Raw genomic sequence first — 16,291 nt, forward strand, 5'->3', positions numbered from 1 at the left:
CGGTAGGCTTTGGCTAATAGAAATAGCCGAAAATTGATGGCGAATATTGAACCCTGTGCTAACTTATAAGTATTCATCTTAACGCTGTACTTGGCTCATGGATAGACTCCTATGTCGGCTTATTTTACTAATAATTCAAATTCCCCCTCTAGTCTACAATTAACAGAGCCTAGCGCTAGCCCGATATTTTTTGATGGTAAGAAAAAAGCATTTTTAGTGCTAGTGCTGGTGTTGTGTTTATTACCTAGCCTACTCAATGTACTTGGCATCGATTTCTCGTCAAATACAACGGCACTAAATTTCAAGCAAACTATCGAAGCTAATCATTTGTTTTATGCCCTTGCCGGAGCACTTCACCACACGTTATTAGAATGGTCCGCTGTGGTTTTAGCTTTACTTACTTTTATTTTGGCACTGGTGCATTATCGAATTCATCGGGACGTTGCTATCCCGATAATGGGCATGGCTATTTTTTGTGCTGGCTCAGTAGATGCTTTTCACACCTTGGCAGCCACCCGTATTATTTCGGCACAAGCAGAAAATACCGATTTTATTCCTTTTACTTGGGCTTTATCACGGATATTTAATGCTTGTATCATGATAACCGGCACCTTGATATCTTTTATGCTTTATGCCAGGGAACATCAAGATGACAATACGGATAAACAGAGCATTGAATATGCACAAAATAAGAGAAAAAAAGATTATCGAGCCATACTTATTATAGGCCTTTGTTTTATTACACTGGCTTATGTCTTAGTTCATATTGCCGCTAATAGTACAAACTTACCGCAAACCATGTTTAAACAGGCTCTAATCACTCGCCCTTATGATGTCTTACCTTTAGGTCTATTTATCTTTGCCGGCAGCTTATTTATCAACCTCTACCGGCAATTTCCCACCATAGCCAAATATGGTTTATTGCTCAGTGTTATCCCCGAAGTGACCACACAAATTCATATGGCCTTTGGTTCAACGGCATTGTTTGATAACCACTTTAATATTGCCCATGGTTTGAAAATATTGGCTTACGGTTGTGCCTTTTTAGGCTTACTCTTTGATCTAAAAACCACCTCAATAAGTCAATTGAGCACGGGCACAGGAGAAAAATTTCCGCCAATAAGTCCACTGACAAATAAAAATGATGATGTTATCTTGCAAAGTGAATTATTAGACGTTGGCCACGCTCGGCATTCTATTAGCATGCAAATACCTATTGCCGCTTTTGTTTTGGTCTTAAGTGTTGCTACTTTGGTGAGTTTTTTATTTTATTTTGAAACTGAACGCTTGTTAATTCAACAAACAAGCAATGAAGTGGCGATTGAAAGTAAGCTTGTTGAACCTATGATCAAACAACTTTACCGCCAAGCCAATACTGACATCTTATTTTTGAGTCGTATGCCAGGTGTATTAGGAATGCTTAACTCTTTTAACGACATTGATGAGCACAACTATCGATTATGGAAAAGCCGAATTGAGCAAACATTCAGTGAGTTTCTTATTAATAAAGAATTTTATTATCAAATCCGCTATATAGGCATAGCCAATAACGGCCAGGAATTAATTAACGTGCGCAATGATAGCCACAGTATCGTTATACCTAGCTCTCGCCTACAACAAAAATCTGCTCGTCCCTATTTTAAAGCCGCTATTGATAAAGATCCCGGCCAAGTATATTTTTCCAAAATTGAGCTAGCTAAAAATTACGGTAAAGTTGAAAAACCTCATAAACCGGTCTTACGAGTAGCCACACCAATATACCATCCAACCACAGGTGATATCTTTGGCCTTATCGTTATTAATATAAATTTTGGCAACTTTATTGCCCAGCTTAAAAATAGAGAATTGAGTCAATTATCTTTTTATTTAACCAATGAAGAGGGAGATTTTGTTTCCCACCCAGATAATAGTAAAACCTTTGGCTTCAATCTAGGACATCGATATTTAATACAAGATGAATTTCCTCAGTTAAAAACGGTTATTAGTGAACAATTTACCGAATATAGAATAGAGACGGTCACTATTGATGAGCATAACTATCTTGGTCATTACCAACAAGTAAATTTAAATCGCTTTGATAACATTCATCAACTTAACTTATTGCTATTAAAAGACAGCACTGAAATGGAACAAACACTAGCGGCCTTTAGAATGCGGAGTTTATTACTGGGTAGTGCCTTGGCCTTAGTCGCATTAGCCATAGCAACCGTTGCGGCTAGGCGTATTGCCACGCCATTACAGCAAATAACAGACAGCATAGAAAATTATGATAAATATAATACCTTAAGTTCCCTACCCACCAATAGTAATACCGAAATTGGTGTACTGGCTCGCAGCTTTAGCAACCTATTTACCCAAATGCAATTTGCCCTGCGAGAGCAAGAGCACTCGGCACTATTGGCAAAACAAAGCTCTGAACAAATAAAGGCCATTTTCTCAAGTGCCGCAGAGGGTTTCATCACCATCAATGAGCAAGGCAGTATTATTGCTTTTAACCAAGCGGCGCAAGAAATGTTTGGCTATAGCGAGGCTGAGGCGCTTAATCAAAATGTTCGTACTTTAATGCCAATGCAGCAAAGTACAAAACACGATGGCTACCTTAATCAATATAAAGCCACGGGCATAGCCCATATAATGGGTATAGGTAGAAAATTACGCGCACAGAAAAAGTCAGGGGAAATATTTCCCATTCACTTATCCATATCTAAAGTCACCAGTGAACAAGGCATAGTCTTTACCGGTATTATCAGAGATATTTCAAAAGAAGAACTACTCGAATTAGAGCAAGAACAACATCAACACGCTTTAATGGCAGTAAACGAAAGGGTAAGCCTAGCAACTGACTCGGCTGGCATAGGTATTTGGCAATACGATATAGCTAATGACAAGCTTACTTGGGATAAATGGATGCATAGAATATATGCAACAACGCCACAAGAGTTTTCAGGAAGTTTCTCACATTGGCAAAAGTCTGTTCATCCTGAAGATAAAGACTCTGCTAATCAAGCAATATTGGATGCCATTGCAAACAAGACTAAATTAGATGATGAGTTTAGGATCATTACCCCAACTGGTACGATAAAACACATTAAAGCAATGGCTTTAGTAAAACTCGATAGTCAGGGCGAAGCGTTGCAAATGATAGGGGTTAACTTTGATATTACCGAACGCAAGGCTGTTGAACAGGAGCACATTGCCGCCAAAGAATTAGCAGAAGATACGGCTCGCCATAAAGCTGAGTTTCTTGCCAGTATGAGCCATGAAATTCGTACCCCGATGAATGGCATTCTCGGCATGCTTGGTTTACTGATGAGACATGAATTAAGCGAAGAACAAAGGCATAGAGTAGAGCTGGCAAATTCGAGTGCAGAAGCCCTATTGACTTTAATTAACGACATTCTGGATTTTTCTAAAGTAGAGGCAGGTAAGCTTGATTTAGAAGTAATAGATTTTGACTTAAGGAATCTTTTTGGTGAATTTAGTGAGTCACTGGCGTTAAAAAGCCAAGAGAAAAATATTGAGATCATTCTAGATAATAGAGGAATTCAGCAAAGCCATGTAAAAGGTGATCCTGGACGTATCAGGCAAATTTTAAACAACCTAACGGGCAACGCCATTAAATTTACCGAACAAGGTGAAATTGTCATCACGGCAAAATTAGTCGAAACACAAGCAATGAATAACGCCCAAGAAAGTCAACTAACCTTGCATTGTAGTATTAGTGATACCGGCATAGGTATTCCACCAGATAAGCTAGCTAACGTATTCCAATCCTTTACTCAAGTTGATGCCTCAACCACGAGAAAGTACGGTGGTACTGGCTTAGGGCTAGCCATTTGTAAACAGCTCTGTCAATTAATGCAAGGAGATATAAAGGTATCTAGCATATTAGGACAGGGCTCTAACTTTTCATTTACGGTAAATTTAGCTAAAAGTAAACAAGCACGTATTGTGCTACCTGATGTTGATATAAATAATGTGCCTATGTTAATCGTTGATGATAATGCGACTAACCGATTTGTCTTAAAGGCTCAGTTAGAGCACTGGGGAGCAATAGTTTATGAAGCTGATGGTGGTTTATCCGCGTTGGCTTTACTTGAAAATAATGCCCTTAACCAAGAACAAAGCAATATAAAAATGGCATTTTTGGATATGGATATGCCTCATATGGATGGGGCTACATTGGCTAAAAAGGTGAAAGAACAGCCACATTTAACCGAAATAAAGCTGGTGATGATGACATCGATGGCAAGCCGTGGTGATGCACGCTACTTTAGAATGCTTGGCTTTTCGGCTTACTTCCCCAAACCTGCCATTACCAAGGATTTATTTAAAACCTTAAGTTTGTGTTTATCACAGACCACATCATCACCACAATTACCCCTTATTACACATCACTATTTAAATGAACTAGGCTCTGCTGAGGACATTAACGACAATAAAGACTTAAGTCAGTGTCGATTATTATTAGTCGAAGATAATCGGATAAACCAAGAAGTAGCACGGCATATTTTAGCTGAATTTGGCATAGTGCCAGACATTGCGGTTAATGGCCTAGAAGCATTAACTTTCCTTAACTCAACAAGAGGTCAATCGACAAAGGGACAAGCAACTCCAGATGAAGCGCCATACGATATTATTTTAATGGACTGCCAAATGCCTGAAATGGATGGTTATCAAGCTACCGCAGCCATTCGTCAAGGCGATGCAGGAGAAAAAAACAAGACAGTAACGATTATAGCTATGACCGCCAATGCCATGAAAGGAGATAGGGAAAAGTGCCTTGAAGCAGGTATGACGGATTATCTAAGCAAACCTATTGAGCCAGTAAAACTGAAAGAAAAGCTGAAACAGTACCTTAATTTAGTAATTAAAACTGAAACTATGAGCCCTGCAATCCCAGGGGAAATTGCGCAAGACCTAGTCACTAAAACAGCCCCTGCCAATAGCGATACTCCTTTAGCTGAAGAACAAGAACAAGAACAAGAAAAACTGATGGTATGGCACAGAGGTAACTTTAGTAAACGCTTAAATAACAATGAAGAGTTTCAATACAAGCTCATAGCACTGTTTATTGAAGAAACGCCAAAGCAATTTAACGCCTTAGCACAAAGTATTCACCAGCAAGATAACAAATTACAACATGAAATTAGTCACAAAATTCAAGGGATGTCGGCAAATTTAAGTGCTGAATGTTTGCTCAAACATACCAAGAATTTTAATCAATATGTAAAAACATCCAGCCCCGCTAATACTCAAATAGAGGCGTTATTCCAAGCGATGCAATTAGCTTATCAAGCGCTTGAACAAAAACTAAAACAAGTATTAAATGAGAAACTCATCAAGAGTTGAGACAAAGAGGAAAATAATGAATTTAGCTAACGCTAGCGCAGATTAGTTTGTGCTATTTTATCGTTATTAACTTCGCTTAAATTTGATATGCCAAGCACATTAAGGTATTAATAGGGGCGTAACGACAGCAAACAATAATACTAAAAAATAGCTAAAGGTTATCACTACACATGATTAAACGTATTCTGCCCCTTTATCATACGTTTTGGTTTTATCTGCTTCTATTATTCTGGGGTTTTAGTTTTTGGTATGTTTCCATTGGCGGTCTAAACCAGGTAAACCAATTTAATATCAATGCCCTCGCTCAGCTAACATCTACACCAACATTACCAAAAGATAAGCCAACGTCTGAGCCAACTAAAATTTTAACCCTGTATTCCTCCTTCGACGGACACGAGATAGACTCAATAACGACAATATTGTCATCGTACCCTCAAAGTCAAATCACCTTACTGGGTAAACCCTCAAAAGAATTTATGACCAAGCTGGCAAGCTATTTAGCTACCAGCCAGAGAAAAAATAAAATTGTCATCGCTGCCGCCAATAGTTGGTCAAAGCAAAAACTAAATACCCCACCCTCAACGTTCTATACCAACACATTGGCTTGGTTTCGTTACTCTACGCATAACCTAAAAAAAACCAGCTCAGAACACTTTATTTACAGTCCATTTTTAATCAATAAACGACAAAGCTTCCCGATAGTATGGCAACAGCAAGAGGAAGTCTACTTAAGTTTAGTGGGTGAGATCATACGGCAATTAAGTGTAAATATTGAGCTTAGCCTGAATCAAAGTTGGCAGCTTAGTTTAACTAACACAGACAACGAGCAGGTTACTAAAAAATTGTCCTTAGGATTTTTTGGGGAGATATTCACCTCAGGGGCAGCTTACTCTAGTCAGCAAACAACGCCAGATAAGCAAGGAACTAAGAGCATAGCAGCTAAGGAATTTACTAGCGTTAAGACATTTGTTGCTCAGGGAATCAGTAAAGCTGTTAGTGCTGTGCCTACACCGCTATATAAAGTTATAATCATCACTGACCATAATCAATTCCAGCATAAAATGGTGCTGGGAGTACTTAAAGAATTACTGCAACAGGATTATTTATCTCAAAAGTTAAGCACTATTTTATTGTGCTGGGCTTTAGCCGCAATCGCCTTAAGTTTAGCTTGGTTCATACGTTGTTGGCCCGTTAGGCGACATCTACTAAGTATAGTGAGCTACTGCTTAGTGTTATTTATCATACAATTTTTCATGTTCAAGCAACAACAGTGGCTTGAGGTATTACCCGTGGTGTTTTTTCTGACGGGCTCATGGCTATTATTTTTCGCCTATCAAAAAGAGTACCAGTTATTTTTATTGGCCCTAAAGGGACAAACAGCGCAGTTAAATAGTACCACTCTTGCCACAGCAATAATCGACAAAGGGCAATCATTGAGCAATCAACAAGCAAAAATAGCACCACCAGTCCCCTCGTCAGTGGACACTACCCCTATGCTCGAAGAAGAATTACAACAAACCTTAGTGATACTTAATAAGCCAAGACAAAATCAAACTAGCACTAAACATCACTTAACGGTTGAAAGTTTCGGCCGCTATCAAGTGGAAGATATATTAGGCAAGGGTGCCATGGGCATTGTTTACCAAGGTGTTGACCCTAAAATAAACCGTCACGTGGCCATTAAAACCCTGCAATTAAGTGATGATATCGACTCAGCTGGGTTTATTGAAGCTAAGGAAATGTTTTTTAGGGAAGCGCAAACGGCAGGTGGCCTAAGTCATGCAAATATAGTCACTATTTATGACGTTGGTGAAGAACAAAACCTCGGCTATATCGCCATGGATTTACTTACCGGCGCGCCATTATCACTTTTCACTCAGCCTGGGCAAACACTACCAACGCCATTGGTTTATCAGTTATTAATACAAATAGCCGATGCCTTAGATTATGCCCATAAGCAAAACGTGGTTCATAGAGATATCAAGCCAGCCAACATTATTTATGATGATGACTTGCTCAAAGTTACGGTAACAGACTTTGGCATAGCCTACGTCAGTGATAACAGTAAAACCCGTACGGGTATCATTATGGGCAGCCCTTATTACATGTCACCAGAGCAAATACTCGGCTTAAAAGTAGATGGACGTAGTGATGTTTTCAGTTTAGGCGTAACATTTTACCAACTACTTTGTGGCCATTTACCTTTTGAGGGAGAGTCCATCGCTACCGTTGCCTATCAAATTACCAAAGCAAAAGCCATTGCTATTAATCAACGAAATACTGCTCTACCGGCAAGTGCTCTACGTATATGTAGTAAAGCCAGGCATAAAGATATAACTAAGCGTTATCAAACAATGGCTGAATTTAAATTAGCCTTGGCTAATGCGCTTAAAATAGACTTTAAGATCAGCGCTAATTAATTAAGTAACCTATGAACTGCTCCGCTAAATAGCCACTTTTCATAATAAGATAAAGGTAGTAACCGTTAACTCCTATGAATTATCACATTAAATCCCTATGTCATCAGGGCGCGATTCGAGACAATAATGAAGATGCGATAAGTTATGGCATCAATGAAGAGTTAGGCATTATTTGGATGCTAGTCGCAGACGGCATGGGTGGCCATAATGCTGGCGAAGTTGCTAGCGCTATGTTAGTTGACCATATCAAGAAAGCCTGGGATAAAATTTCCGTTAGTCCATACCCCCATTGGGATACCTGGATTACCAAGCAGCTTAATGGCGCAAACATGGCTATTTTACAGCAAGCAAAAAACCAGCAAACACAACAAGGCATGGGCACTACTGGCGTATTGATGGTAATAGACCAGTATAACTGCAATATTGGCTGGGTTGGCGACTCACGCGCTTACTCTTTTAAAAGTGAGCAATTACAACAAGAGACTGTCGACCACACCATGGTGCAAGAATTAGTCAATAAAGGCGTAATAAGCGTGGCAACAGCAAAAAAATCCAATACAAAAAACATACTTTCACAAGCGATTGGTGTACGAGAAAAAATAACCATTGATACAGTAACCATAGTAATAAGTCATGGCGATACCATCATGTTATCAACCGACGGCTTACATGATTATTTAACTGAACAAGAAATTAGTCACTATTTATCGCAATTTTCTGTCAATAAAAATGTCTGTCATGACATGATAAACCAAGCAATAGCCAAAAACAGTCGAGATAACCTGACGGTAGGTTTAATCAATTTACCCCATAATCTAGCATAGTTATGACTAAGAAATAGGCTCTGTTGTAGTTTGGTGTTGTTGAGTAAACGAGCGAGACGCATAAACCCCTCCATGGGGCTCCACACAAGCATCCATGCTTGTGAAGCTCGATCTTATCACATCAGCAACACCTTCCTTTAAATCAGTGTGTTACATTATAGACAACTGCGATCTACAACAGAGCAAAAAAACAACAATATAATTAGGAATTTACATGGTTTATTTAGCCTTAAGTGTTGAAGACGTAATTATTAATAAATGGCCGTTAGTCGAGGGGGTTTTACTCATAGGTCGAGCAAGTAGTAATGACATTCAAATTAATGATGCCGCTGTTAGTTCAAAACATGCTCGATTAATTACCGAGCCAGACCCCTATATTGATGGCCAACTGATTACTTATATTGAAGATCTTGCCAGTACTAATGGTACCGAATTAAATGGTAACAAGGTCTCGCGTGAAAGATTAAATCATGATGACATGGTCACCATAGGTTTCAACCAGTTTCAGTTAATTGATAAGCAACAAAACTCATGTAATGAAACTCGATAAAACCGCCATTATTAGCGAGTTAAGGGGGATCACTTGCTAAGCAAATTTCTGCCTTGCGATTTAATGAATTCATTCATTACTAGGTTAAAATAAGACTGCCTACGCGAGGTCATTTTATCATGCTGGCGACTTAGCTGTTTTCTACGTTGATTACTTTTAAATGGTCTTTTCATTTTATCATTCTCAATAAGAGCAGCGTTACAATTGTGTCTACTATAGCCTACTAAAATGTCACTTTTATGACAGTATATACCCGTAACCATTCAAGATGCATGTTTCAGAGTGCTTGAGCAATTTCAATTCAAGGCGCTGTGATGAAATAATGCTTGTTCCATTATAAGTTACAGCAACGATGAAGTGATGTTGCTCAAACGCTTCTTCGATGGGTTTAACATGACTTTATACCGCGTTAAATAATCAAACCATAGAATGACTATGCTTAAATTATTCTTCTTGCCTAAAGCCATATTAATTCCCACTGAAATCCTGCACTTTGAATGGTAACGGGTATAATCACAAGGATGTCATGTCTTTAGCAAGCGAACGCCAGCCACTTTTCCGTAAATAATTGCAACAAGAAAAACTCTTTTTTATTAAGCAATGGTGCATTAAGGACTAGTGCCTTAGCAATAAGGTACTTAAATCCAGGTGACGAAGTAGGCTAGATTAGTTAACTGCTCTCTGCTGTTGAAGATGATTATAGTGGCGGCTTTAGCTAAACAACGAAGTTGCAGCAGTGACTTTTATTGTAGCGTCTCTTTTTCGGCGTCTTTGACCTTAGTGGCTAACGGTATTGGCAAAGCCTCACCATCAGCAAGCAGGTTTTCTCTTGACAAGTATTCTTCTTGCTGTTGCTCTAAGGCTAAAGCTTGCTCCTTGGCTTTATTATCTAACCAGCTTAAGGTGTCATAATAGCGACGGATATTATCCACGTAATGTACTGGCTCTTCACCACGCGCATAACCATGTTTTGTATTTTTGTAATATTTTTTCTGCTGTAATAATGGCAAACGAGTTTTCACCTCTACCCAGCGATCTGGATCGCCACCTTGGCGCTGAGTAATAATTCTAGCATCGTTTAAATGACCAAAACCAATATTATAAGAAGCAAGTGCAAACCAAATACGATCTGGACTCGGTATTCTATCAGGCATCATAGCTATCATACGCTTAAAGTATTTTGCCCCACCTCGAATACTTTGTTCGGTATCTAAACGACTTTTTATACCCATTTGTTTAGCGGTTGCTAACGTCAACATCATCATGCCGCGAACCCCAGTATATGAGCGCGCGGTTGGATTCCAGTGTGATTCTTGGTAACTAATGGCCGCCAATAAACGCCAATCAAGCTCTTGCGCATACTTCTCAAATAGCCCTTGATATTTAGGTAACGTACTTGCTACTGCTTTAATAAAGGTTCGAGTTTCAACATAGTTAAACTGTTCAATATGGCCATAGTACTTGTCATCTAGCGCCAATAAAGTACCATCGTGATGTACCTTACCAAAAAATTCAACCAAGCTTGCTAAGATATCATCATGACTATTCTCACTAACCATCCAAGCTAAAGACTCAGGTGGCTTAATACTAAAGCCAATACTTATCTCAGGGTAATAACTGCGGTTAATCGCTAAATTATTACTGTCAATAACGGTATAATCTATTTCACCACTGAGTACTTTCGCCAATAACTCTTCGCTATCAAAATCTACTGTCTCTTGCCAAGTGAGCTTACTGTGTGTTTTTTGTAACTTTTCAAGATTTTCCACATAGCTTGACCCGGTCGTAACCATTAACCTGCCCGTTAAGTCGGCCACTTTTCTCGGTCTTACATTGCCTTGCTTGAACACTAACTTCTGGCTGATGGTTTCATAACTTGGCGCAAAGCGAAAACGTTGCCGGCGTTTTTCAGTTATGGATAAACCGGCAGCCAACAAATCAACTTCACCGGTATTTAACTTAATAAAAAGCTCATCCAAGCTATAAGTTGGAATTATGCGCAATTCAACATTGAGTGATTGTGCATATTTTTTTGCCAGCTCATATTCAAAACCGGCAAAGCCATTGGCTGTAGTGTAATAGTTTGTCGGGCCAAAAAAAGTGCCAACATTGATATAACCACGGCTCAAAATACGCGATAAACTTGCACTGTCATTTTTTTTATCACAGGCACTTAATAAAGCAGTGGCAAAAATAACCAAGAGTAAAGAGGTAAACTTAGTTACTAGCTTACCCTCTAACTTCCTCTCTAACAGAGTAATGAGCTTAGTTTTTATTGAAAAAGAAAAATATTTAGTCATAAGCTCAATTGTGTCGTGTATTGTGCTATTAGCCAAGTACTTTTTACTTGACACTTGTGTTAAGTTTTTACTTGACTTTTTCCATTAACAAAAGCGTAAATTTCAACTATAATACGCGCGAAATTTTCGGTTTGCTTTTACTGTGACAATTTAACAAGTAAAAGCCGATCAAAGCCCTACATAAAACTTGGTGACTTACCTTATGACGATGCCTAAGACGACGTTAATTAAAAACCTTCGTGGCGCTCCAGCACTTTCTGAGTTCAGAGTTAAAAAACTATTAGCTCAATGTGAACAGTTACAACTGCCTGTAAATGATATTTATGCTGAATTTGCCCATTTCGCCCAACTTAATCAAGAATTAAGTACCAGTGAAGAGAATGTTTTACAGCAATTACTTACTTACGGCCCAAAAATTGAAGAACATCAACCAACAGGCTTATTTTTATTAGTGACACCTCGTCCAGGCACTATTTCTCCTTGGTCATCAAAATCTACCGACATAGCTCACAACTGTGGCTTGGACAAAGTTGTTCGCTTAGAACGCGGCATTGCTTATTACGTCTCATTAAAAAATGATGTGCCATTAAGTACAGAGCAAGAAGTGCAATTAAACGCTTTACTGCACGACCGCATGATGGAAAGTGTTTTTAATGATTTCGCCGAGGCAAGTAAGTTATTTTCGAGCAGTGAACCGGGTGAATTGACCGTCATTGATATTGAAAACGGCGGTAAAAATGCATTAGTTCAAGCGAATATAGAGTTAGGCTTGGCCTTAGCCCCTGATGAAGTGAATTACTTATTTGAAAATTTCACTAAGTTAGGCCGTAACCCACACGACATTGAGCTTTATATGTTTGCTCAAGCAAACTCTGAGCATTGTCGTCATAAAATTTTTAACGCTGACTGGACCATAGACGGCATTAAACAAGAAAAATCCTTATTTAAAATGATCCGTAATACCCATGAGATCAACCCTGATTATGTACTGAGTGCTTATAAAGATAACGCCGCGGTAATGGTGGGTAATAAAGGCGGTCGCTTCTTCCCTAACCCTGAAACAAATATTTATGCTTACCACCATGAAGATATTCAGATATTGATGAAAGTTGAAACGCATAACCACCCTACGGCAATTTCACCCTACCCTGGTGCTGCTACAGGCTCAGGCGGTGAAATTCGCGATGAGGGCGCAACGGGTATTGGCTCAAAACCAAAAGCGGGTTTAGTGGGTTTCTCGGTATCTAACTTGCGTATTCCTGACTTTGTGCAACCGTGGGAAACAGATTTTGGCAAACCAAGCCGTATTGTTACTGCTTTCGACATCATGATGGAAGGTCCATTAGGTGGCGCGGCATTTAATAATGAATTTGGTCGCCCGGCTATTTTAGGATATTTTCGTACTTATGAAGAAGAAGTTAACTCCTTTAATGGTTTAGAAGTACGTGGTTACCACAAGCCAATTATGCTTGCCGGTGGTTTAGGTAATATTCGTGATGAACACGTACAAAAACGTGAAATAATTGTTGGCGCTAACTTAATTGCTTTAGGTGGCCCGGCAATGAACATTGGTTTAGGCGGTGGTGCTGCTTCATCAATGGCTTCAGGTCAGTCAGCTGAAAGTTTAGACTTTGCTTCAGTACAACGCGAAAATCCAGAAATGGAACGTCGTTGCCAAGAAGTTATCGATAAGTGCTGGCAATTAGGTGAAGATAATCCTATCGCCTTTATTCATGATGTTGGTGCTGGTGGCTTATCAAATGCTTTCCCTGAGCTTGTCTCTGATGGCGGTCGTGGTGGTGTTTTTGAACTTCGTAACGTACCAAACGATGAACGTAGCATGGCACCGCACGAAATCTGGTGTAACGAATCTCAAGAACGTTATGTTATTGCCGTATCAGACAAGAACTTAGCGGTTTTTGAACAAATATGTCAACGTGAGCGTGCGCCATATGCTGTGGTTGGTCGCGCCACTGAAGAATTGCAATTAACCGTTACCGATGCACACTTTGCCGACAACGACAAATTAGCGACACCAATAGATTTACCGCTTGAGCTATTATTAGGTAAAACACCTAAAATATTTAAAGACGTTAAAACGGCAACCGCTGCTGGTGATTCATTAGAGTTAAGCAATGTCACCTTAACGGATGCTGCGAACCGTATTTTAAGTTTACCAACGGTTGCTGAAAAAACCTTCCTAATTACCATTGGCGATCGCAGCGTAACCGGCATGGTTAACCGTGACCAAATGGTTGGTCCTTGGCAAGTACCGGTAGCCGATTGTGGTGTTACCGCTTCTGCCCTTGATTCATACCATGGTGAAGCCATGGCTCTTGGTGAACGTACACCAGTTGCCTTATTAAACTTTGGCGCTTCTGCTCGTTTAGCCGTCGCTGAGTCTTTAACCAACATTGCTGGTACTGATATTGGCGATTTAAACCGTATCAAACTTTCGGCTAACTGGATGTCACCTGCGGGTCACCCTGGTGAAGATGCCGGTCTATATGAAGCAGTTAAAGCCATTGGTGAAGAACTTTGTCCAGCTCTTGGTTTAACCATTCCGGTCGGTAAAGACTCAATGTCGATGCGTACCCAGTGGACTGAAGAAAAAACAGATGAAAAGGGTCAAACTTCTCATGTAGAAAAATCTGTCACTTCACCTATGTCATTAATCATCACCGCTTTTGGTGTTGTTGAAGATATTCGTAAAACAGTAACGCCTGAACTTCGCAGCGACAAAGGCGAGACACGTCTAATCGCTATCGACTTATCACAAGGTAAAAAACGCCTTGGTGGTTCATGTTTAGCGCAAGTTTACAAACAGCTTGGTAATGAAACCCCTGATGTTGATAGCCCAGAAGTACTAAAAGGTTTCTTTAACGCCATGCAAGCTCTAGTACGCGCAGAGAAGCTAGTTGCTTATCATGATATTTCCGATGGTGGTTTATTCACTACGGTTACTGAAATGGCGTTTGCTGGTCATACCGGTGTTGATATTGACATCAGTAAGCTTTCAAATGGCGCAAGTGATGATTTAGCGACCTTGTTTAATGAAGAGCTTGGCGCTGTTATGCAAATTCGTACCAGCGATGTTGACGCTATTAACGCTATTTTAGCTGAACATGGTATTTTAGATTACTGCACTGACATTGGTCATTTGAACAACGAAGATACTATTCGTTTTAGCCGTGATGGCGAAGTTGTCCTAGAAAACTCTCGTACTTATTACCGTACTGTTTGGGCACAAACGACTTATAGAATGCAGTCACTGCGTGATAACCCTGAATGTGCACAACAAGAGCATGATGTTAAATTTGATACTGAAGATCCAGGTTTAAACACTGAGCTTACTTTTGATATCAACGAAGACATTGTTGCTGATTTAATTATCAAAGATGCACAAAGCAGTACTGATGGTATAGCCAACCCACGTATTGCAATTTTACGTGAGCAAGGTGTTAACTCTCATGTAGAAATGGCGGCCGCTTTTGATAGAGCTGGTTTTGTTGCCGTTGATGTACATATGTCGGATATCTTATCAGGTCGTACTGATTTAGCGGATTTTAACGGCTTAGTTGCTTGTGGTGGTTTCTCTTACGGTGATGTTTTAGGCGCTGGTGAAGGTTGGGCTAAATCAATCTTATTTAACGCTAATGCACGCACTATGTTTAAAACATTCTTTGAACGTAAAGATACTTTCACCCTAGGTGTGTGTAATGGCTGTCAAATGTTGTCAAACTTAAAAGACATCATCCCAGGCTCTGAGCACTGGCCTCACTTTGTGCAAAACAAATCAGAGCGCTTTGAAGCACGCTTCTCATTAGTTGAAATTCAAGAGAGTCCGTCGGTATTATTTAAAGGCATGGCCGGTTCACGTATGCCAATCGCGGTATCGCACGGTGAAGGTTATGCAGAATTTAGCTCTGACGATGCTATTGATGCTGCCAACAACTCAGGCACAGTATCAATGCGTTTCGTTAATAACTACGGTGACGTTACTGAAACATATCCTGCTAACCCGAACGGCTCAGTTGATGGTATCACTGCATTAACGACTACTGATGGTCGTGTCACCATTATGATGCCACATCCTGAACGTGTCTTTAGAACCGTTGCTAACTCATGGCATCCTGATAGCTGGGGTGAAGATTCACCTTGGGTACGCATGTTTCGTAACGCTCGCGCCTTCATTGGCTAAAGAGCTAGGGTAATCTTTTTGCTGATAAGGTCGATTTCGTTGTCGGAAGTGCTCATTGACATGCGTCAACTCCGCGCTACCTCCTCGAACTAGACCTAATCCGCTGCAAGATAAACAATAAATTTGAGCCGGTAAATTTCTGTAAAGAGATTTTCCGGTTTTTTAATGCCTACTATCCTAAGCGCCAAAATTACTGACATTCGTCAGCTCCGGGCTTTTCCTTTGATTTGGCGTAATTATCTTCAAGATCACGCTCAATAATAGCGCTTCATTAATTATTGAGTTCAGGCTTATAAAAACCGACACTTTCATTTGAGAATCGTCGGTTTTTTATTTTTATTAATGATATTCTTCAATATCTCGTTGCTTGGATTCAATAATTTAAAATTACACTAGCAATTAAAATTACCACTCAATAATAAACGCTCGTTGTTTGAAACGATTGTATCTGTGCGGAAATGGAATTATGCATTACTTAACCTGAACTCTGGATAATGAGTGCTTGATGGTTAAGTAAAAAAAACAACTTACGATTATTAAGAATAAAATTTACAAAATAAGTCGCGATATATATTATCAATGTTTCAATTTATTCGATTATCAAGGCAAAACGTTTATGAATAACGGGTTATTTATCGACGTTT

The 16,291-nt window shown here is 39.5% G+C and carries 6 protein-coding genes; 5 read left to right on the top strand and 1 reads right to left on the bottom strand.

Translation table 11 applies throughout. The annotated features are described in order from the left end of the window. The first annotated feature begins 111 nt into the window (after nt 1-111). From ASU03_RS12455 to ASU03_RS12470, 4 genes are all read left to right on the top strand, one after another. Entirely contained in the window at nt 112-5,352 is a 5,241-nt protein-coding gene (locus tag ASU03_RS12455; RefSeq protein WP_057832093.1) for a response regulator, read from the top strand. Nucleotides 5,353-5,522: 170 nt separating this feature from the next. Next, the gene (locus ASU03_RS12460) at nt 5,523-7,772 is read left to right on the top strand and encodes a serine/threonine-protein kinase (RefSeq protein WP_057832094.1); all 2,250 of its coding nucleotides are present in this window, start codon (nt 5,523-5,525) and stop codon (nt 7,770-7,772) included. Nucleotides 7,773-7,846: 74 nt separating this feature from the next. Beyond that, nucleotides 7,847-8,596, top strand: a complete 750-nt coding sequence (locus tag ASU03_RS12465; RefSeq protein WP_057832095.1) for a PP2C family protein-serine/threonine phosphatase — start codon at nt 7,847-7,849, stop codon at nt 8,594-8,596. 214 nt (nt 8,597-8,810) lie between these two features. Next, on the top strand, nt 8,811-9,146 hold the full coding sequence (locus tag ASU03_RS12470; RefSeq protein WP_057832096.1) for an FHA domain-containing protein: 336 nt from the start codon (nt 8,811-8,813) through the stop codon (nt 9,144-9,146). 743 nt (nt 9,147-9,889) lie between these two features. Here the strand turns inward: ASU03_RS12470 and mltF are convergent. Beyond that, nucleotides 9,890-11,446 carry a membrane-bound lytic murein transglycosylase MltF gene (gene mltF / locus ASU03_RS12480; RefSeq protein ID WP_231731577.1) on the bottom strand — a complete coding sequence of 519 codons (1,557 nt, stop codon included), beginning with the start codon at nt 11,444-11,446 and terminating at the stop codon, nt 9,890-9,892. A gap of 208 nt (nt 11,447-11,654) precedes the next feature. Here mltF and purL point away from each other — a divergent pair, with 208 nt between their 5' ends. Further along, nucleotides 11,655-15,647 (top strand): phosphoribosylformylglycinamidine synthase, encoded by a 3,993-nt coding sequence (gene purL / locus ASU03_RS12485; protein ID WP_057832272.1) that lies wholly within the window; start codon nt 11,655-11,657, stop codon nt 15,645-15,647. Nucleotides 15,648-16,291 lie beyond the last annotated feature (644 nt).

The sequence above is a fragment of the Colwellia sp. TT2012 genome (assembly GCF_001440345.1).
Lineage (GTDB): Bacteria > Pseudomonadota > Gammaproteobacteria > Enterobacterales > Alteromonadaceae > Colwellia.

Bases quoted from the DNA above. Each gene is read 5' to 3' on its own strand.
- ASU03_RS12455 (WP_057832093.1), top strand. From the start codon at position 112: ATGTCGGCTTATTTTACTAATAATTCAAATTCCCCCTCTAGTCTACAA.
- ASU03_RS12460 (WP_057832094.1), top strand. From the start codon at position 5,523: ATGATTAAACGTATTCTGCCCCTTTATCATACGTTTTGGTTTTATCTG.
- ASU03_RS12465 (WP_057832095.1), top strand. From the start codon at position 7,847: ATGAATTATCACATTAAATCCCTATGTCATCAGGGCGCGATTCGAGAC.
- ASU03_RS12470 (WP_057832096.1), top strand. From the start codon at position 8,811: ATGGTTTATTTAGCCTTAAGTGTTGAAGACGTAATTATTAATAAATGG.
- mltF (WP_231731577.1), bottom strand. From the start codon at position 11,446: ATGACTAAATATTTTTCTTTTTCAATAAAAACTAAGCTCATTACTCTG.
- purL (WP_057832272.1), top strand. From the start codon at position 11,655: ATGCCTAAGACGACGTTAATTAAAAACCTTCGTGGCGCTCCAGCACTT.